General features: G+C 33.6%; 17 protein-coding genes and 1 riboswitch. Of the genes, 10 read left to right on the top strand and 7 right to left on the bottom strand.

The features are described 5' to 3' along the window. Positions 1-66: 66 nt before the first annotated feature. The 5 genes from htpG (at position 67) to ACKC83_RS09645 (ending at position 6,616) form a co-directional block, all read left to right on the top strand. On the top strand, positions 67-1,977 hold the full coding sequence (gene htpG / locus ACKC83_RS09665) for a molecular chaperone HtpG (RefSeq protein ID WP_414037261.1): 1,911 nt from the start codon (positions 67-69) through the stop codon (positions 1,975-1,977). Between the two features lie 166 nt (positions 1,978-2,143). Continuing rightward, positions 2,144-2,512 carry a 6-phosphogluconate dehydrogenase gene (locus ACKC83_RS09660; protein ID WP_414037353.1) on the top strand — a complete coding sequence of 123 codons (369 nt, stop codon included), beginning with the start codon at positions 2,144-2,146 and terminating at the stop codon, positions 2,510-2,512. 79 nt (positions 2,513-2,591) lie between these two features. Continuing rightward, on the top strand, positions 2,592-2,987 hold the full coding sequence (locus tag ACKC83_RS09655; protein ID WP_434035345.1) for a hypothetical protein: 396 nt from the start codon (positions 2,592-2,594) through the stop codon (positions 2,985-2,987). A 54-nt stretch (positions 2,988-3,041) separates the two neighbouring features. Next, the gene (locus ACKC83_RS09650) at positions 3,042-5,291 is read left to right on the top strand and encodes an FUSC family protein (protein ID WP_414037263.1); all 2,250 of its coding nucleotides are present in this window, start codon (positions 3,042-3,044) and stop codon (positions 5,289-5,291) included. A gap of 86 nt (positions 5,292-5,377) precedes the next feature. Next, on the top strand, positions 5,378-6,616 hold the full coding sequence (locus ACKC83_RS09645; protein ID WP_434035344.1) for a DEAD/DEAH box helicase: 1,239 nt from the start codon (positions 5,378-5,380) through the stop codon (positions 6,614-6,616). 9 nt (positions 6,617-6,625) lie between these two features. Here the strand turns inward: ACKC83_RS09645 and ACKC83_RS09640 are convergent, their stop codons facing one another. After that, complete coding sequence (locus ACKC83_RS09640) at positions 6,626-7,291, bottom strand: M15 family metallopeptidase (RefSeq protein WP_434035343.1); 666 nt, start codon at positions 7,289-7,291, stop codon at positions 6,626-6,628. Positions 7,292-7,335: 44 nt separating this feature from the next. Between ACKC83_RS09640 and ACKC83_RS09635 the strand changes: the two genes are divergently transcribed. The 4 genes from ACKC83_RS09635 (at position 7,336) to ACKC83_RS09620 (ending at position 10,862) form a co-directional block, all read left to right on the top strand. After that, a complete protein-coding gene (locus tag ACKC83_RS09635; RefSeq protein ID WP_414037266.1) occupies positions 7,336-7,695 on the top strand; it encodes a DoxX family protein in 360 nt (119 codons plus the stop codon). Between the two features lies 1 nt (position 7,696). Further along, positions 7,697-8,296 (top strand): alpha-ketoglutarate-dependent dioxygenase AlkB family protein, encoded by a 600-nt coding sequence (locus ACKC83_RS09630; protein WP_434035342.1) that lies wholly within the window; start codon positions 7,697-7,699, stop codon positions 8,294-8,296. A 553-nt stretch (positions 8,297-8,849) separates the two neighbouring features. Further along, positions 8,850-10,115 carry a DUF819 domain-containing protein gene (locus tag ACKC83_RS09625; protein WP_434035341.1) on the top strand — a complete coding sequence of 422 codons (1,266 nt, stop codon included), beginning with the start codon at positions 8,850-8,852 and terminating at the stop codon, positions 10,113-10,115. 51 nt (positions 10,116-10,166) lie between these two features. After that, entirely contained in the window at positions 10,167-10,862 is a 696-nt protein-coding gene (locus ACKC83_RS09620) for a DUF4369 domain-containing protein (protein ID WP_434035340.1), read from the top strand. A 93-nt stretch (positions 10,863-10,955) separates the two neighbouring features. Here the strand turns inward: ACKC83_RS09620 and ACKC83_RS09615 are convergent, their stop codons facing one another. Continuing rightward, positions 10,956-11,663, bottom strand: coding sequence for an LrgB family protein (locus ACKC83_RS09615; RefSeq protein WP_434035339.1), 708 nt, complete (start codon positions 11,661-11,663; stop codon positions 10,956-10,958). A gap of 3 nt (positions 11,664-11,666) precedes the next feature. Next, entirely contained in the window at positions 11,667-12,035 is a 369-nt protein-coding gene (locus ACKC83_RS09610; protein ID WP_434035338.1) for a CidA/LrgA family protein, read from the bottom strand. A 388-nt stretch (positions 12,036-12,423) separates the two neighbouring features. Here ACKC83_RS09610 and ACKC83_RS09605 point away from each other — a divergent pair, with 388 nt between their 5' ends. Then, positions 12,424-12,801, top strand: a complete 378-nt coding sequence (locus ACKC83_RS09605) for a PH domain-containing protein (protein ID WP_414037272.1) — start codon at positions 12,424-12,426, stop codon at positions 12,799-12,801. A gap of 88 nt (positions 12,802-12,889) precedes the next feature. Here the strand turns inward: ACKC83_RS09605 and ACKC83_RS09600 are convergent, their stop codons facing one another. From ACKC83_RS09600 to ACKC83_RS09585, 4 genes are all read right to left on the bottom strand, one after another. Then, the gene (locus ACKC83_RS09600) at positions 12,890-14,020 is read right to left on the bottom strand and encodes a hypothetical protein (protein WP_434035337.1); all 1,131 of its coding nucleotides are present in this window, start codon (positions 14,018-14,020) and stop codon (positions 12,890-12,892) included. A gap of 19 nt (positions 14,021-14,039) precedes the next feature. Beyond that, positions 14,040-15,176: a YncE family protein gene (locus ACKC83_RS09595; RefSeq protein WP_434035336.1), complete on the bottom strand. Its 1,137-nt coding sequence runs from the start codon at positions 15,174-15,176 to the stop codon at positions 14,040-14,042. A 17-nt stretch (positions 15,177-15,193) separates the two neighbouring features. Beyond that, positions 15,194-17,203 carry a TonB-dependent receptor gene (locus ACKC83_RS09590; protein ID WP_434035335.1) on the bottom strand — a complete coding sequence of 670 codons (2,010 nt, stop codon included), beginning with the start codon at positions 17,201-17,203 and terminating at the stop codon, positions 15,194-15,196. 109 nt (positions 17,204-17,312) lie between these two features. Continuing rightward, a riboswitch (cobalamin riboswitch) is annotated at positions 17,313-17,504 on the bottom strand. 421 nt (positions 17,505-17,925) lie between these two features. Continuing rightward, entirely contained in the window at positions 17,926-18,288 is a 363-nt protein-coding gene (locus tag ACKC83_RS09585; RefSeq protein WP_414037276.1) for a hypothetical protein, read from the bottom strand. Between the last annotated feature and the right edge of the window lie 304 nt (positions 18,289-18,592).

The following is an 18,592-nucleotide window of genomic DNA, read 5'->3' as shown; positions in this document are numbered from 1 at the left end:
TAATACTTGGTATTTTTTTTGACTGTTAGTTCATCAGAAATTAAACAATTTAAAAACTTACGTATTATGGCAAAAGGAAGCATTAATGTTTCGGTAGAAAATATCTTTCCATTAATTAAAAAGTTCCTATATAGTGATCACGAAATCTTTTTACGTGAATTAATTAGTAATGGAACCGATGCAACTTTAAAACTTAAACACCTAACAACAATTGGTGAGACTAGTGTAGAGTACGGAAATCCAAAACTTGAAGTAAAAATAGATAAAGAAGGTAAAAAACTTCATATTATCGATCAAGGTTTAGGGATGACTGCAGAAGAGGTTGAAAAATACATCAACCAAGTTGCTTTTTCTGGCGCTGAAGAATTTTTAGACAAATATAAAGATTCTGCTAAAGACTCTGGAATTATCGGACATTTCGGATTAGGTTTCTACTCTGCATTTATGGTGGCAGAGAAAGTTGAAATCATTACAAAATCTTTCAAAGACGAACCTGCAGCACATTGGATTTGCGACGGATCTCCAGAATTTACTTTAGAAGCATCAGACAAAACAGATAGAGGAACAGAAATTATTCTTCATATTGCTGAAGATTCTACAGAATTCCTAGAAGAAGCGCGTATTAGCAGTTTACTTTCTAAGTACAACAAATTTATGCCTGTGCCTATTAAATTTGGTACTAAAGAAATTAATGATCCAGAACACGAGCCTGCGACTATCACAGATAAAGACGGAAAGGAAACTAAAGAGCCTCAACGTAAAATTACTGTCGATAACATTATAAACAACCCGAATCCAGCGTGGACAAAACAACCGGCAGATTTAGAAACTGAAGATTATCAGAATTTCTACCGCGAGTTATATCCAATGCAATTCGAAGAGCCGTTATTCCACATTCATTTAAATGTAGATTATCCGTTTAATCTTACCGGAATTTTATACTTCCCTAAGATGACTAACGATATGGGAGCGCAAAAGGATAAAATCCAATTGTACCAAAACCAAGTGTTCGTTACAGATAATGTAGAAGGTATTGTTCCTGAATTCTTAACCATGTTAAGAGGTGTTATCGATTCTCCAGACATTCCGCTAAACGTATCTCGTAGTTACTTACAAGCAGACGGTGCTGTTAAGAAAATTTCGTCTTACATTACTAGAAAAGTAGCAGATAAATTAAAATCGTTATTCAATGAAAATCGTGAAGATTTTGAAGCGAAATGGAACGATATTAAAATTGTAATTGAATACGGAATGCTTTCTGAAGATAAATTCTTCGACAAAGCAGATGCATTCGCTTTATACCCAACGGTAGATGGAGCATTTTACACTTACGAAGAGCTTTCTGAAAAAATAAAAGCGAACCAAACCGATAAAGATGGTAAGTTAGTTATTTTATATGCTTCAGATAAAGATGCACAGCATAGCTATATTGAAGATGCAAAAGCTAAAGGTTACGAAGTACTTTTATTAGACTCTCCTATTGTATCGCATTTAATGCAAAAATTAGAAGGTTCTAAAGAAAACATTACGTTCTCTAGAGTCGATGCAGATCATATTAATAATTTAATTAAGAAAGAAGAAACTCAGATTTCTAAATTAAGTGACGACGAAAAGAAGAAATTAGAAGAGATTCTAAAAGAAGCGATTCCTGCAGATAAATTTATGGTACAATTAGAAACGTCTGATAGTGATGCTTCACCATTTATTATCACGCAACCAGAATTTATGCGTCGTATGAAAGAGATGCAACAAACTGGTGGTGGCGGTATGAACATGTTTGGTTCTATGCCAGAAATGTACAATCTTATTGTTAATACAAACGCGCCTTTAGTATCTGAGATATTAAATACAGAAGCTGGAGACGACCAAAAACGTTTAATTACACAAAGTTTAGATTTAGCTCGTTTATCTCAAGGTTTATTAAAAGGAGAAGAATTAACTAAATTCATAAAACGTAGTTATAGTATGATTAAATAATTAATCGACTAGCATACTTATAAAATCCGTTACCTTATAAAACAAGGTGACGGATTTTTTTTGTTTTTAAAACAAGTAGCATTAATAGTCACTTTTTTAATAATTCCGTTCTATTTTATAAAATTTATATTAATTTCACGCCCTATTATTACACACAATAGTTATGATAAAAAAAACGATATTTCTTGTTCTTTTAGGCTTAGGAATACTTATTGGTGCCTATATGGCCTTTGTTTATTACGTGCCTTATAGTACAGGGACACGTGCTGGAGAACTTATAAAAGTGAGTCAGAAAGGTGTGGTTTTTAAAACCTGGGAAGGCGAAATTAGTCAAGGTATTAGCGGGGCTCAAATTTTTTCTTTTTCTATAATGGACGACGATCAAGAAGTTATCGAACAATTAAACGAGTTACAAGGTCAATACGTGAAATTAGAATATACAGAACGTTATAGAACCTTCTTTATTTGGGGAGATAGTAAACACTTTGTAACCAAAGTTATTCCTGAAAAATCACCACACATAGATAAGAGATAATAGAATTAGACCGTATTAAAATTCTTTAGGCTATCACCTATATTTTCATTAACTTTAAAACAATCAGCACATTAAAGTTATGAAAACTATTATTCAGAAATTAAAACTTCATAAACACAACGAAATACTTGTGTTAAACGAACCTAAAGAATTCACGGCTCTTGTGGGCCAATTAGATTGTAATGTTTTAGGGTCGCTGTTAAAGACTTCTAGCGTCTCTTGTGCCTTGTTATTTATCACCTCTAAAAAAGAGCTTGTAGACCAAATGCTCACGCTTTTTCCGAAACTTACGGACGACTCTATGCTTTGGATTGCTTACCCGAATAAAACATCTAAGTCTCATATTATTGAGTTATACAATGATGAAGCTTGGGACGAAATTATGGATTACAGGCTACAACCCATCCGCCAAATCGAACTTAATTCGGACTGGAATGCCCTACGTTTTCGTAAAATTGAATACGTAAAACATTAATTAATATTTATCCCAATTAAGACTTTTAGATTATCTTTACTGTGAAGCTAGCTCATGATAAAAGACAATTTAAAATCGATCGAATTATTCTTTAAAGGCTCTCACTTTTATAGGGGAGTAATACTTACGACCTCCATTTTAATTCCTCTAGTTTTATTCTATTTTCTTGGTATATTCTCTTATGCACCTTCTATAGCTATTGGTGTTTTTTTAAACGCACCTAGCGATATCCCAGGAAGTTTAAAACGTAAAATAAATGGGACATTACTAAGTATCTTGCTTACAGCGACAACAACTTGCATTATACTATTTGCAAAACCCTACTTTTACCTATTAATTGTTTTTATTCCCCTATTAACCTTCTTAATATCGCTACTATCTGCATACGGATTTAGAGGCTCTTTAATAGCTTTCTCAGGTTTATTAGCTATGGTTATTGGTTTGGGTGTGCATTACGACACGCCTTCACAAATTTTAATTCATAGTGCCTTAATTGCTTGTGGTGGACTTTGGTATTTACTGTACACCTTATTAGTAAATAGGTTAATCCCTAAAAAAGATGAGGACCAAGTTATTTCGGAAACCTTACTTTTAACAGGTAAATATCTTAAAGTTCGCGCTAAACTAATAACCAAAAAGAACAACAGAACAAAACTCCAAAATGAACTGTTTTTGCTTCAAACGCAAATTAGCGAAAAGCATGAAACCTTAAGAGAAATGTTACTAACAGAACGTAAACGTTCTGGACGTTCTCACTTCGACGAAAAGCGTCTACTTATTTTTATTTCTCTAGTCGATATATTTGAACTGGCATTAGCAAACAATCTGGATTATACCAAAATTGACACCCATTTTAGCGAACGTAAACAGCATTTAAAACCCTTCAAAAATTTAAATTTTGTGATGGGTAATCACCTAATAATGTTATCAGAATCGGTAATAAAAGGGAATAAAATACCCACTAAAAACAAACTTCTTAAAGCTTTAAATAAAGCCTCGAAAGGGATAAAACATTATGTAGACGATGTACAACTTCCTAAAGCAAGGGAAGGCGCTATGATGCTTCATAATTTATACGATTATCAAGAAAAATTACTCTATGAAATTCGTTCAATAAGACGGGTCATGGCGAATGTGAAAAATGCTTCTAGCTTAAAATTACAAGATACAGAGGCCATTCAGTTCATCACACATCAGGAATATTCTCCTACCATATATGTAGAAAATATGAGTTTTAAATCTCCTATTTTCAGACATACCTTACGTTTAATGATATCTATGCTAGCAGCCTTTCTGTTTGGTGAGTTTTTCGAAATTAGAAATGCCTATTGGATTATGCTAACCGTAATAGTTATTATGCGCCCAAATTATGGATTGACAAAGGAGCGTACCAAAAACAGAATTATAGGGACCTTAATTGGTGCGGTTTTCGCCATTGCGATAATTATGCTTACAACCAATACTATTGTCTACGCCATATTAGCCGCATTATCATTAACATTTGCGTTTTCTTTAATTCAGCAAAACTATAGAGTTGGCGCTACATTTATTACTACCTACATCATATTTGTATACGCATTACTTGATCCAAATGCGATGACGGTAATAAAATTTAGAGTGATTGATACCCTTATAGGGGCTTTAATTTCGCTGTGCACCACCTATTTTTTATGGCCTAATTGGGAGTATAAAAACCTAAACGAGGTAATTGAATCGGTAGTTAAAAATAGTACCATTTACTTGTTAGCAACCCAAGATTTATCGCATAATAGAAATAGAGATAATCTTAATTACAAACTCTCTAGAAAAGAAGCGTTTTTAGCGGTTGGGAACTTAAACGCTGCATTCCAACGCATGACACAAGATCCAAAATCGAAGCAAATCGAATTGGATTTAATCTATAAAATTGTGACTTTAAATCATACATTTTTAGCGGCAGTAGCGTCTTTAGGAAGTTTTATTCAGCACCACAAAACGCGAGAAGCTTCAGAGCAGTTTGATGTATTTATCAACCATATTAAAAACAATTTAGATTACACCTTTGCCTTATTGCATAAAGACGAGATAAAACCTCTACATCCTGGAGCAGATATTTCTGACGCAGAAGACAAGCTCCTACTCAACTTTCAAAAGTTATCAAAAAAGCGAAACAAGGAAATTGAAAAAGGGAAGAAAATTATAGATAAAAGCATGCTTAACGATTTGCAGGAAGCCCATTTAATTTACAACCAACTGCTTTGGTTAAAAGGACTTTCTGAAAGTTTGAAAAAATCTACCGAAAAATACGTGAATGCCTTTTATTAATACTTAAACCTTAGAGGTAAAAACACAAAGTGGTTAATACTGTTGGCTTTTACACTATCTTTGTCCCAATCTTATTTATTTATATCATGTCGTTTAAAGACTTACAACTTAACAGACCGCTTTTACGGGCTATTGCCGAATCTGGTTATAACGAACCAACTCTGATTCAAGAAAAAACCATTCCTTTTGTTTTACAAAGGAAGGATGTTATTGCTTCAGCACAAACTGGTACAGGAAAAACAGCTGCTTTTGCATTACCAATTCTTCAATTATTTTTCGATAATCAAGATGCGCCAAAACGTGGTAAGAAAATTAAGGCTCTAATTATAAGTCCGACACGTGAACTAGCCATACAAATTGAGGAAAACTTTAATAAGTATAGCAAATACACTAATTTAAGCAGTGCGGTTGTTTTTGGAGGAACGGCTATAGAACCTCAAATTGCTATTCTAAAAAAAGGTGTCGACATTCTAATCGCTACACCTGGACGTTTGCTCGATTTACATAAACAAGATGTTGTGAATTTAGATTTTGTTGAAACGTTAGTCTTAGACGAAGCTGACTTAATGTTAGACATGGGATTTATAGACGATGTTAAGAAAATTGAACGTCTGTGTTCTAAAGACAAGCAAATTTTATTGTTTTCTGCAACCATGCCATTTAAGGTGGAACAACTGGCTAAAACAATTTTAAAAGATCCTGAACGTATTGAGGTGTCTCCAACATCTTCTGCCGCAAAAAGTGTATCTCAACTCTTATTTTATGTTCCAAAACCTAAGAAAATAGAATTGTGTTTGCATTTACTACGAAACACCATTAAAGGAAATATGCTAATTTTTAGACGCACAAAATTTGGAGTCGATAAATTAGAACAAACGTTAACTAAAAATGGTTATAAAGTTGAAAGCTTTCACGGCGATAAAACTCAAGCAGACAGACAAGCCGCTTTAGCTAATTTTAAAAATGGTGATTCGAATATTCTAATTGCAACAGACGTTGCCGCTCGTGGTATAGATATAGACGAATTAGATACGGTTATAAATTTCGATATTCCAAATATTCCTGAAACCTATGTACATCGTATTGGTCGTACCGGACGTGCAGGACATTTAGGAATGTCTTATTCCTTCTGTTCGGCAGACGAAAAATTATATATAAAAACCATTCAACAGTTAATTCAAAAAGAAATAGCGGTAGAACAAGACCATCCTTATTTATTAGACCCTAAGGCCAAACCAGAGGTGCATAAAAAACAAGGTGGAAGCAAGAATAAAAAAGGTAGAAAATCTGAGGCTTCTAAGAAGAAAAAGAAACGTTGGTATTAATCCCAACTTTTATTCTACAGGAAAATTAAAATACTGATTTTTAAACGGCTCGTTTCTTAGAGTAAAGTGCCACCACTCTTTACTATAGCTTCTAAACCCGTGTTTTTGCATAACCCGTTGTAGCAACATTCTGTTGTGTTTTTGTACTTCAGTCAAATTAGCATAGGCTACCCAAGATGGCTCTCCAAAAAAGTCGAATGGAGATCCCATGTCTAAATGTTCGCCCGTTTCTGCATTCACAATAGTTAAATCGACTGTGCTCCCACTGCTGTGCCTAGATTTTGATGCGATATAGCCATCTTTAAATAAATCACGTTTATTAACATCCGGATAAAAATGAGGTTTCATTAACGTATCATTTATATGCTTTGCCCAAGTTATAAAATGATTCACTGCTTCTTGAGGGCGGTAAGCATCATAAATCTTAAGAGATAAATTCTGAGTTTCCAATTCCGTTTGCACCTTTTTTAAAGCATTAGCCGTTTCACTCGTTACAATTCCCACAGCATTATTATAGCCGTAAATAGGCTGACCTACAAAGTTATAATCTGTACAATATCGCAATTCTAACTGAATGCTTGGCACAACATCTTGTACGTACACGAAGCCTTTAGGTAACTGCGAAAACGCATAAAAACTAATAAGAAAACAGAAAAAGGTAATTTTAAATTTCATAGCATCGACATTAAAGGCTAATTTAGATAAAATATTTTTCTCCTATGTTGTATCCTTGGCATTTATATTTTATGGCTTTACTTTATATTGTGGCTGGTATTTTACATTTTGTAAACCCAAAAACATATTTAAGAATTATGCCTGACTATATTCCAAATCATAAAGCAATGGTTGCTCTAAGTGGTGTTTTTGAAATCGCACTAGGGATTGCTATTTGTATTCCAGTTTTAAAAACTGTGGCCATTTATGGGTTAATTGCCATGCTAGCAGTATTTTTACTCGTTCATTTTTATATGCTTAAAAATGAAAAAACTGGAGCAGGAATTCCGAAATGGATTTTAATTTCCCGGATACCACTGCAATTTGTATTAATGTATTGGGCATATTCCTATTTAACACTTTAATATGATGCTTTTTAATAATGAACCTATACTATTAGATATTAAGGATGCAGAAATTATATACTATCCTGCATTCTTCGATCCTATTGAAGCTGATACCTATTTCAACACCCTTTTAACCACGTTGGATTGGCAACAAGACGATATTACAATTTTCGGAAAATCGATTCCGCAGCCCCGTCTTACCGCTTTGTATGCTAATAATGAAAAGCCGTATTCATATTCAGGAATTACCATGATGCCCCAGAAGTTTACCGATTCGCTTGCGAATATTAAAACAAAAATTGAATCTGAAACTCATCATAAATTCACGACTTGTTTATGTAATTTATACAGAAACGGAAGTGACAGTATTGGCTGGCATGCAGATAACGAAAAGGAGCTTGGAGCGAATCCTGTAATTGCTTCTGTTTCTTTTGGCGCGACACGTGTATTTCATTTAAAGCACCGAACGGACACCAATTTAAAGCAGAAAATCACTTTACAACATGGAAGCTTACTAATAATGAAAGGTAAGACCCAACAGCATTGGTTACACCAAATTCCAAAGACAAAAAAACCGACTGGAAAACGCATGAGTTTAACGTTTAGGACGATTTATTAGAGCAAAAAAAAACCGAAGTCCCTCAACATCGGTTTCTTGCTGCATTTTATATAAAGATGTTAGATTTGGGAATCTAGTATCAACAATTAAATGCAAAAAATTAATTAATCCTCTTCTAAAATACTCTTTAGAGGCCACAAAAGTAAAAATTAAATTTAAATAAAAGCTATTAATTTAAATTTTATCCGGCGCTGCACTATATTTTTTAATATCAATAGAATTTAAGGACGTTAAAATAACTCAAATCGCATTACCTCCATTAATTTGCATGTACAAAACTATTATAAGGCAAAGCTATCCTTTGTAATGAATATGAGATGTTTAATACATAATTTCAAAAAAAGGCAAAAGAAAAAGCATCCTTTCGAGATGCTTTTTCACTAACTAACCAACCAATATGAAAATTATTACTCTCAATATTAAAGTAACCACACTCTAATATTTGTTATCATAATAATTACAAACTAAAATGCAATCATCGTGCCAAACTTTAAAACAAACTCTTTCTTTTTGAAGCCTAAAATTGTTATTTTGCATCTTTTAACAATTTTTTATGGAAAACGCCCCTTTATTCACTAACGATGCCATAGTTTTTGGTATTCTCATGCTATCATTAGGATTAGTCTTTTATACAGAATCAAAAAAATCCAAATTCTGGACCACATTTTATAAATATATTCCAGGATTATTAATGTGTTATTTAATACCTGCAATATTTAATTCTTTAAATATAATTTCGGCAGATACCTCACAAACCTATTTTATTGCGAGTCGTTATTTATTACCAGCGGCTTTGGTATTAATGACTATAAGCATCGACTTAAAAGCCATTTTTAATTTAGGTTGGAAAGCTTTAATTATGTTTTTTACTGGAACAGTAGGAATTATTATTGGTGGGCCCATAGCGATATTATTAATTTCAACATTTTCTCCAGAAACTGTAGGAGGAGCTGGCTTCGATGCAGTATGGAGAGGTCTCTCTACTCTAGCAGGAAGCTGGATTGGTGGAGGCGCAAACCAAGCTGCCATGTTAGAAATTTACGAGTACAATCAGGAGCTGTACGGCGGGATGGTTTTAGTTGATATTGTTGTTGCGAATATCTGGATGGCCATTATTCTATTAGGCATTGGAAAACGTAAAAAAATAGATAATTGGCTTAAAGCCGATAATACTGCTATTGACGAATTACAAGCCAAAGTTCAAAATTTTAGCGATAAAATTACACGAGTGCCTACGCTAACCGATTATATGATGATTTTAGGTTTCGCCTTTGTCGCAGTTGGAATTGCACACTTTGGATCTGAAGAAATTTCTGCATTCCTAACCACAAATTTCACAGCTGTGAGTGATCCTAGAAGCCCTTTATCTTCTTTTGGAAGTAGTTTTTTCTGGCTAATAACTATAGCGACCATTATCGGTATTCTACTATCCTTTACCAAGGCAAAAAATTACGAAGGTGCAGGCGCTAGTAAAATAGGAAGTATTTTTATTTATATATTGGTAGCAACTATCGGAATGAAAATGGATTTAACCAAAATATTCGAGAATCCAGGTCTAATATTAATCGGATTAGTTTGGATGTTAATACATGCCGTATTACTAATTATAGTCGCTAAACTTATAAAAGCTCCTTATTTTTTCTTAGCTGTAGGAAGTCAAGCTAATGTTGGAGGTGCTGCCTCTGCCCCTGTTGTCGCCGCTGCGTTTCATCCATCGTTAGCCACTGTTGGCGCCCTTTTAGCCGTGTTTGGATATGTTGTGGGTACCTATGGTGCGATTCTATGTACGGAGTTAATGAAAATCGTAGCAACCAACTAGTTTTTAATAAATATTTATAAGATATTTGCGCACCAAAATTTAATTATACAAATGAAAAATCTATCTATTTTACTCCTTTTATTAATCGTAGTATCTTGTGGTAAAGACCATGGAAATTTAACTGTAAATGCACACGTTAAAGGCTTAAAAAAAGGAACTGTTTATCTTCAAAAAATAGAAGACGATTCTCTTTTAATTTCTGTAGACTCTTTAACTATTAATGGAAACGAAAGTTTTGAATTACACGGACAAGTAGATTCTCCTGAAATTTATTACCTCGTATTAAATAAGCACGATAAATCGTATGAGCGCATTCCGTTTTTCGCAGAAGAAGGTATAATCAATATTAATAGTACGCTTAAAAACTTTGTGGTAGATGCTAAAATTTCAGGGTCTAAAAACCAAGAACTTTTAGAGGAATACAATCAATTAAATGCTAAAATAAATAATGCACGACTAGATTTAGTTGTAGCTAAATTTCAAGCAAATCAAGCTCAAGATTCTATTAAATTAGATAGTATTACTAAATTAGATAATAACTTAATAAAACGTAAATATTTATATACGGTTAATTATGCCATAAACCATAAGGATGCAGAAGTAGCTCCGTATTTGGCGTTATCAGAAATATACAATGCCAATGTGAAATGGTTAGATACTATTAATTCGTCTTTAACTCCAGAGGTTAAAGCATCTAAATATGGTAAGCAATTAGATGCTTATATAGCAGACGTCAAGAAAAACTAAACATATTTTTTACCCTTATAAATAAGGCTCTACAACATAACTGTAGAGCCTTTTTTATTGAATTATAGTTTTATAAACGTGTTATTTTTAGATCTAGAAATCAATCCAAATTCCCATAAAGGCAATAATATAAGGAGCTAATAAGGCTGTAAACACACCATTTACTATTAACCCAATACTAGATAAAGCACCAAAATTACCACTTATTTCCATAGATTTTGAAGCCCCTAAAACGTGAGCCGCTGTTCCCATAGAAATTCCTTGAGCAATCGTGCTTTTAATACGTGTAATTTTCATAATCTCGTATCCGAATATAGACCCTAGAATTCCGAATAATACCACCACCGAAGCGGTAAGAGGAGGAATTCCTCCTAAAGTTTTAGACACCTCCATGGCAATAGGTGTTGTCACCGATTTTGGAGCTAAAGACAGTACAATTTCTTTTGGAGCGCCTAGAACATGTGAAATTAATACAACAGACACCACACCTGCAATACACCCTACCAACTGAGAAACAACAATAGGAATCGCTTGTTTTTTTATTTTTCCTAATTGCTGATACAAAGGTACACCCAAGGCTACAATGGCTGGTTTTAGTAAAAATTCGATCATCCTACTCCCCTGATGGTAAGATTCAAAATCGATTTTAAAAATAGTTAACACAACTATTATTAAAATAATGGCAACTAATACCGGGTTAAGTAATATCATTTTAGTCTTTCTTCGAATCCCTTGAGCTAAAAAATAAGCGACAAAAGTCAAAGTAAGAATGAAAATTTCTGAGTTTAAAATAGTATCCATACCCTAAGCTTGAGGAGTTTTATTTTTCTTGAAGATCTTTTTGTGTCTCATAAACAATTGGTGCGTCCAACCCGTACAAGCAAAAACAATTACTGTAGCTAGAGTTGAAGCTACAATTATGGGCCAAAATGAAGCTTTAATAAGATCTAGATATAACATAATGGCGACGCCAGGTGGCACGAAAAAGAAGGCCATATTCTTGGTTAAAAAATTACTTAAACCACGCACCCATTCCAATTTAATCCAACGCAATTCTAAAGACACGGTTAACGCTAACATCCCTATTATACTAGCAGGCATTTTTATGCCTGTAAAATAAACAAATACCTCCCCAAAGAGTAAACACCCCAAAATTATTACAACTTGTCTCATCTACAACTATTATTTCCTGACAGTGCCTTATTTAAATTTATAAATACCGATGTAAGTAATTTCCTTTTCAGAAACATTTACATCTAGAAAAACAATAAAACACAACCTATATTATGGTCCTTCAAAAATAACTATTATAAGACTAAAAAACGCTAGAAAACCAATTGATTATACTGTTTTTATACCTTCCAAAAACTAAGGCATATCATATAAAAATCTTTAAAAATATAAGGTTGAAACTATCGAATTATTAACAATAAGAGCGATTCGGTTATTTTTTATTTATAAAAAAGACACGTTTTATTTCTATTCAAAATATCTTTGTGATTAAAATTTAAATAAGCAGTCGTTACAATTACGATTCATTTTAATTAGAAACTAGATACAAATGGGAATATTCAATAAAATATTAGGAAATGCTTCAGAAGTATCTCCTGAACAATTAAATGAGAAGTATAGTAGATTACTTATCAATGGAGAGCACGTAGAATTAGGATTTAAATTATTACGGGATACTTTTATGTTTACCAACAAGCGTTTAATTTTAATAGATGTGCAAGGGCTTACAGGGAGCAAACAAGAATATAGATCCATGCCTTATAAAAGTATTTCTAGATTTTCTTTAGAAACTGCTGGGACATTTGATTTAGATGCCGAATTAAAAATTTGGATTTCTAGTGAAAATACACCTTCCGTGAGTAAGAAATTTAATAAAAGTATAAACGTGTACGAAGTACAAAAGTATTTAGGAGAAAAAGTAATGTAATCGCTTAAATCTAAATCGGATAATAACTAAAAAAGGCTTCAAAATTTAAAATTTTGAAGCCTTTTATAATATATTTTAAGTGTAGAACTTACTCTAATAAACTTAAATCTGCAACACCTTTTACTTCGGTAGATAATTCTCCTAACCAACCTAAATCTGCTTGAACTCCGGTTTGGATTTTAATAAAATCGATTCCTGTTAGAGACACTGCTTCTCCGTCTGCGTCCATAGCATCTGCAATATCAATGTTATCTCCACCTGCAGTATTATCGGCATACCCATAATCGAAAGAATTACTCTTTATAAAAGTTGGGTTACTTAAATCTACATTTACATCAGATAAAAGTGTTCCTGTAAGCGTATAAGAATCTTCGGTAATCCATTCTGGGTAATACGCCTGTGAATGAAAATTGTTCTTTTTTACAACTCCAGTTTCACCGTCATTATTTTCCCAAGACACATCATCTTCATCACTTGCTGGCTTAAAATAAGTAACACTATAATTACGTTTTGTTCCTTCTAAGTCATGTCCAGACCCTTTAATTTCATACCACGTATCATCGGCAATACCATTTGCATTTTCGTCCTGCATAACCCAAATAATACCAGGTTCTGCTGCGCCAGAGAAACCGTTACCATAGATAATGAAATCACTAGAATCGGAAGAATTTACAACCGTATGGTCGAATGCTAACGTTATAGAACCTCCCCAGGCTCCTAAAGTAACTAATCCGCTTTTTCCATTTAAAACACCTTCTGCACTTTCAAAATTTCCTACATTCTTGTTTAAGAATTGTCCCGGTGCTGGTAAGTACTCAAGTAATTCTGTAACGTAAGCCGTACTTTCTGAAGACACTGGACGAATAAAAGCATCTACTGTAATATTATAATTGAAAGAAAACTCGCCACTAATATTAGATGCACGATAAGATAGTTCGTAATTCCCTGATGATTCTGGAATAAATTCGTAAGTATCTGTAGTTGATACCAAACTATCTCCAAGCATCCATTCGCTTGTATACATATCGTCGTTTAAATTGCTTGCCTCAAAGACCTTCGAATCCGTCATAGTCATTGAAACCGCTTGATCTGGTACAGAAAGTTCTATTTCTGGCGCTAAAATAGGATCTTCATCATCGCTTGAACACGCAAAAAATAAAGCACTGCACCCAAATAATAAGGCGACTTTGTTTTGTTTTAAAAAATTTAATCTTTTCATTTTCTTCTTTTTATAATAATTATTCTGGTTGATATACAAATTGAATTTTCGATGGAATATCTCCGGTTTCTACTTTCCATTTAAATTCGCCTTCCGAATCGAAACAGTACAAATCACCTGGAGAAAAGTAATCTTTGGCATCTGTAATGTAAATATCTTCGTTATCCGGATTTATAGCAATTCCGTATGGTGTTTGGATAAGATCTTCGTTTCCTTCTGCTATAAACGAGCCCTCTAAAACAGTTTCCGTCTTAGTATCGAGCATGTTATAAGAAATAACAAAACCTCCGGTTAAGTAACTAAATTCTGTACTGTAGATGTATGCAATATCGTTATGAATGGTAAAGTTGCTAGCCGCCAAATTGAAAGTTTTCTTGACTTGGTCTGTTTTAGTATCTACAACAAAAAGATTAGATGGAGTTTCAAAATAATCACCTCTAGAAGACACATATAAATCGCCTTCGCTATCTATTTTTAAGCGGTGTAAATTCTTAGCCACTTCAATGCGCTTCGTTTCTGTAAAGCTTGGAATATCGATTACAGAAATTGTAGATTCGTATTCTGGCGGACTATAACCTCCGGAATTAGCCACATAAATTTTGTTATCGTAGGCCACCAATTCTTCTGGCTGGCGCCCAACATCTACCTTACGCGTTATGGTTAAACTCGTGGTATCAATTTCGTTAACTTGTCCTAATGGAGAATTTGGGTCGCCTATAGTACCTAAATAAGTACTTAAATAGGCTTTGCCTTCGTAAAAGGTTATGTAGCGACAATTATCTACATTTATTTGTTTTAATCTAACACCTGTATTTACATCTAACACCTCAACTTTATTCGATGCATTTACTACAATATACATTTTAGAACCATAAATACCTATATCGTTCGCAACATCTCCTAATCCACCAACTTCGGTTGGGTTGTTAGCTTTAAAGCGCTCGTGCTTGTACTCTCCTGTTTCAAAATCCATGTAATCTAAAGAGGCTTTGTTCATAGACATATTTCCTTCATTTACAAGGTAAAACCCTTTTAAAACAGTGTTTACATCTGGTACTTCTGGTGTTTGAGAATCATCATCTGCGACAATTGCGTCGTCTGTTCTACACGAAAAGACAGAGACAACAGTAACCAAAATAAGTAGATACTTTTTCATTAGTGAAAATTTAATTTTTAAAGTTTATAATTAAGTGTGAAGCGATACGAACGCCCTGGCATTGGGAAATTCTTAACCACATCGTATTGTTGATCGAATACATTATTAACCTCTAGACCTAGTTTTAAAGGATTTTTAAAACATTGGAACGTATAATTCGCCGATAAATCATGAGTATACCAAGGTTGCAAATAATTAGATGTTATGTTTGCCGTTTGGCTATAACGCTCTCCTGTATAAATGAAACTATAATTAAGTTGCAATGCCTTATAAGCGCCCATAACTGTTGCACTACCACTATGTAGTGGTAAATACGGGATTTGATCGCCATAGGTATTACTACCCGGAGTTACATCAATGGCTTTCTGATAAGCATAATTTACCATACCCGTAACATCTATTTCTTGAGAAAATTTAACGGTAGATTTTAATCCGACTTCCACACCTGTAGTCTCTACTTTACCGAGATTTAACATGGTCCAACGGAATAAATTAGCGCCAGGAACAGCCACAATTTTATCGGTAATCCATACTTTATATACATCGGCTTGGACTTCAAAAAATGTACTCTGATTTGAATGCTGATACGACAAGCCAAAATCGATTTGTTCGGAATATTCTGGGTTTAAAAATGTATTCCCTATAAATGTATAGTACAGATCGTTAAACGTGGGCATCCTAAAAATGTTTTTATAAAACGCTCGTAATCTTAGATCTGAATTCTGAAAAGGCTGTACATTAACAAATACTGAAGGGGTAAATTCCTGAAGATCGTCGGCCGAATCGTAAGCCTCAACAGTTTCATTTACCGTTGTACTTAATACACTTAGTTGCACATTAAGTCGTTTAAAATGAAAGTTATTCGCTAAGGCATTCAACATCGAAAAACGCTTAGGGTACGCAAAACGATAGAGGTTGGCATCGAGAGTATTTTCTTCAAAATCTGAGGCCAGAGACACTTCCCAGAAAGGTTTTAGTTTAATGGTATTAACTATTGAAGTATAATATTTTTTTTGATTGTATCTGTTGTCTAAAATTCCGTCCAGAGATACAATTTCGGGATCGACATAACGGGTGTGATCGTCTGCATATTTTCCTCTAATCACAAAAAAATAAGAATCGTTTACTTGATGCTTAAATTCCCCTTGAATAAAATTATTCTGATCCCACAAACGCTGTGGCCTACTAAAACGATTTGCGACAATGGCACCAGGTAAACCACGTTCGGAATCGAAATGGTAGTATTTTACATGCCAACTCGTTCTTTCAGATGGCTTTCCATACAAAGCTGTTTCTACACGGTAAGATTTTATATCGGCATTTTTTCTAACTGCTGTTGTATCGTAATTACCATTGGTATATCTAAATTTATATTCGCCGTCTGCAGAGACCATTTCTGCACTTACTCGTGCAGCGATGTTATCGGATAATTTATAATCTAAAGCTAACGAAGGATTAACCAGGCCGAAAGAACCTGTTTTAAATGTTACATCGGCCTCGTATTTTTTATCAGCATTAAAATCTGGTGTTTTCGACTTTAAATAAATGCTATTCGCAGATGCATACGCATTTGCCGATTGGTCTAAATCTGTACGTTGTCCTTGGTACAAACTCACTTGCTCCATGTTACTTAAGGAATATTTACCCAAATCGACTTGACCATTTTGGGCATTCCCTAATTTAACACCATCGTAAAACACACCTGTATGTTGCGAGCCCATACTACGAATATTCACGGTTTTAATACCACCAACACCTCCATAATCTTTAAGCTGCACGCCACTAAAAAACCGAATAGCATCGGCTACATTTAAACTATTTAATCGCGTTAAAGTCTCGCCATCCAAGGTTTGTACAGGAGCTGGAGAGACATGTTTTTTATGCTGTGTAATATTATATTTTAAGACCACTTCTTTTAAAGAGGTAGCGGCAACACTATCCTGTTCTTGTGCATAAACAGACACCGAACTCGAACACGTGACGCACGTAATTAAAATATATTTATATAACAATTTTGAAAATTTCACCTCAATTAATTTATGGCAATCGAGGGCAGACTAACCGGTTCTAGACACAGTTACTCCTAAAGAGAAGAATAAAACGATTCTAATCCCAGCTTTTATCCCCGAAAGCTATTTGAATTACTAAAAAATGGCAGGTCTTCTGACTTACTCCTTTCACCTGGCCTTCCCTTTCTATTGAAAAGTGACCATAAATTAGGCTTCAGTTATGAGCTTACAGCTGCGGGACAGTTTCGGACTTACACCGAATTCTCTTTTAATGTTAATGTTTAAATTAAACACAACAACCATTTCCCTTATTATTTAAAAATGCAAATTTAGACAAAAAACACAGATTGCAAACCATCTATTTCACATTTCATTTCATTTAAATATTTTCTATACTATAAAGTAGAAATTGGTATGTAATATGTGGCAACAAATATAATTGGGAAGACGCATATAATTCATGACAACTATCATGGAAGATACATTGAAAGAAGAAGTGGTTAGCAAATAAAACTGACCTTTCCCCGGTCGCTTTTCTATATGATATTAATCAAAATTTGAATTAACATAAATGACACCAGCCACATTTATAAAATTAAAAAGGCTAGAATATATAATATCCCAGCCTTTTCATGCTTAAAATGTAATTTTATGTATAAAGTATAATGTTTAAAAAAAGTTTTAAAACCATTTAGCAATACTAAATAGTCTTAGAATATACCTCCCTCTTAAAGACAAGTCTATTCTTCTACTAAAATATCGTATTCAAAATTAAATTCTCCTGCGATGTTATATGCTCTGTAAGATAATACATAATTTCCTGGAGCTTCAGCAACAAATTCATAAGAGCTTTCGGCAGATACCACGATATCATCTAAACTCCATTCATTAGCATAAATACTATCTACTTCTGTAACTCTCTGAGCTTCAAAAGTAACACGATCTCCAACTTTAATACCGTCTTTAAACGATAATTCTGTCATGTTTAATTCGGGAGCTGCAACACGAAAATCTGCATAGTCTTTGGCACAAGAAACAAATAAAGAGGCGCAAACTAGGAATAGTATGGCTACACGCCATGATCTGAAGTTAAATTTTTTCATTTTATTATCGATTTGGGGTTGATATAATAATCTTTCTAAAACTTTTCTAGCTACTACATTCCTTTTGGGTGGGAAATAAGTATAAATCAGGTTAAAAATAAGCTTAAAGCTACTAGATGGTTTTAGGCACTATGTAATTCTCTTTTTTTGTGTTAATACTATGTTATAAATATATAATTTAATTCCTTTTAACTCATTTATAAATTTAAATATTTATTTGGTAATACATTATGACAATTATTACGCTTTAAAAATATTTAAACAGCTATAAATTAAGCGTCTTAGTAGGAAGACAAGAAAATAA

Source organism: Formosa bonchosmolovskayae (assembly GCF_051016085.1).
GTDB lineage: Bacteria > Bacteroidota > Bacteroidia > Flavobacteriales > Flavobacteriaceae > Formosa.
Note: the sequence above shows the minus strand (reverse complement) of the source record. Positions and strands in the feature narration are given on the sequence as shown.

Bases quoted from the DNA above. Each gene is read 5' to 3' on its own strand.
- htpG (WP_414037261.1), top strand. From the start codon at position 67: ATGGCAAAAGGAAGCATTAATGTTTCGGTAGAAAATATCTTTCCATTA.
- ACKC83_RS09655 (WP_434035345.1), top strand. From the start codon at position 2,592: ATGAAAACTATTATTCAGAAATTAAAACTTCATAAACACAACGAAATA.
- ACKC83_RS09650 (WP_414037263.1), top strand. From the start codon at position 3,042: ATGATAAAAGACAATTTAAAATCGATCGAATTATTCTTTAAAGGCTCT.
- ACKC83_RS09645 (WP_434035344.1), top strand. From the start codon at position 5,378: ATGTCGTTTAAAGACTTACAACTTAACAGACCGCTTTTACGGGCTATT.
- ACKC83_RS09640 (WP_434035343.1), bottom strand. From the start codon at position 7,291: ATGAAATTTAAAATTACCTTTTTCTGTTTTCTTATTAGTTTTTATGCG.
- ACKC83_RS09635 (WP_414037266.1), top strand. From the start codon at position 7,336: ATGTTGTATCCTTGGCATTTATATTTTATGGCTTTACTTTATATTGTG.
- ACKC83_RS09630 (WP_434035342.1), top strand. From the start codon at position 7,697: ATGATGCTTTTTAATAATGAACCTATACTATTAGATATTAAGGATGCA.
- ACKC83_RS09625 (WP_434035341.1), top strand. From the start codon at position 8,850: ATGGAAAACGCCCCTTTATTCACTAACGATGCCATAGTTTTTGGTATT.
- ACKC83_RS09620 (WP_434035340.1), top strand. From the start codon at position 10,167: ATGAAAAATCTATCTATTTTACTCCTTTTATTAATCGTAGTATCTTGT.
- ACKC83_RS09615 (WP_434035339.1), bottom strand. From the start codon at position 11,663: ATGGATACTATTTTAAACTCAGAAATTTTCATTCTTACTTTGACTTTT.
- ACKC83_RS09610 (WP_434035338.1), bottom strand. From the start codon at position 12,035: ATGAGACAAGTTGTAATAATTTTGGGGTGTTTACTCTTTGGGGAGGTA.
- ACKC83_RS09605 (WP_414037272.1), top strand. From the start codon at position 12,424: ATGGGAATATTCAATAAAATATTAGGAAATGCTTCAGAAGTATCTCCT.
- ACKC83_RS09600 (WP_434035337.1), bottom strand. From the start codon at position 14,020: ATGAAAAGATTAAATTTTTTAAAACAAAACAAAGTCGCCTTATTATTT.
- ACKC83_RS09595 (WP_434035336.1), bottom strand. From the start codon at position 15,176: ATGAAAAAGTATCTACTTATTTTGGTTACTGTTGTCTCTGTCTTTTCG.
- ACKC83_RS09585 (WP_414037276.1), bottom strand. From the start codon at position 18,288: ATGAAAAAATTTAACTTCAGATCATGGCGTGTAGCCATACTATTCCTA.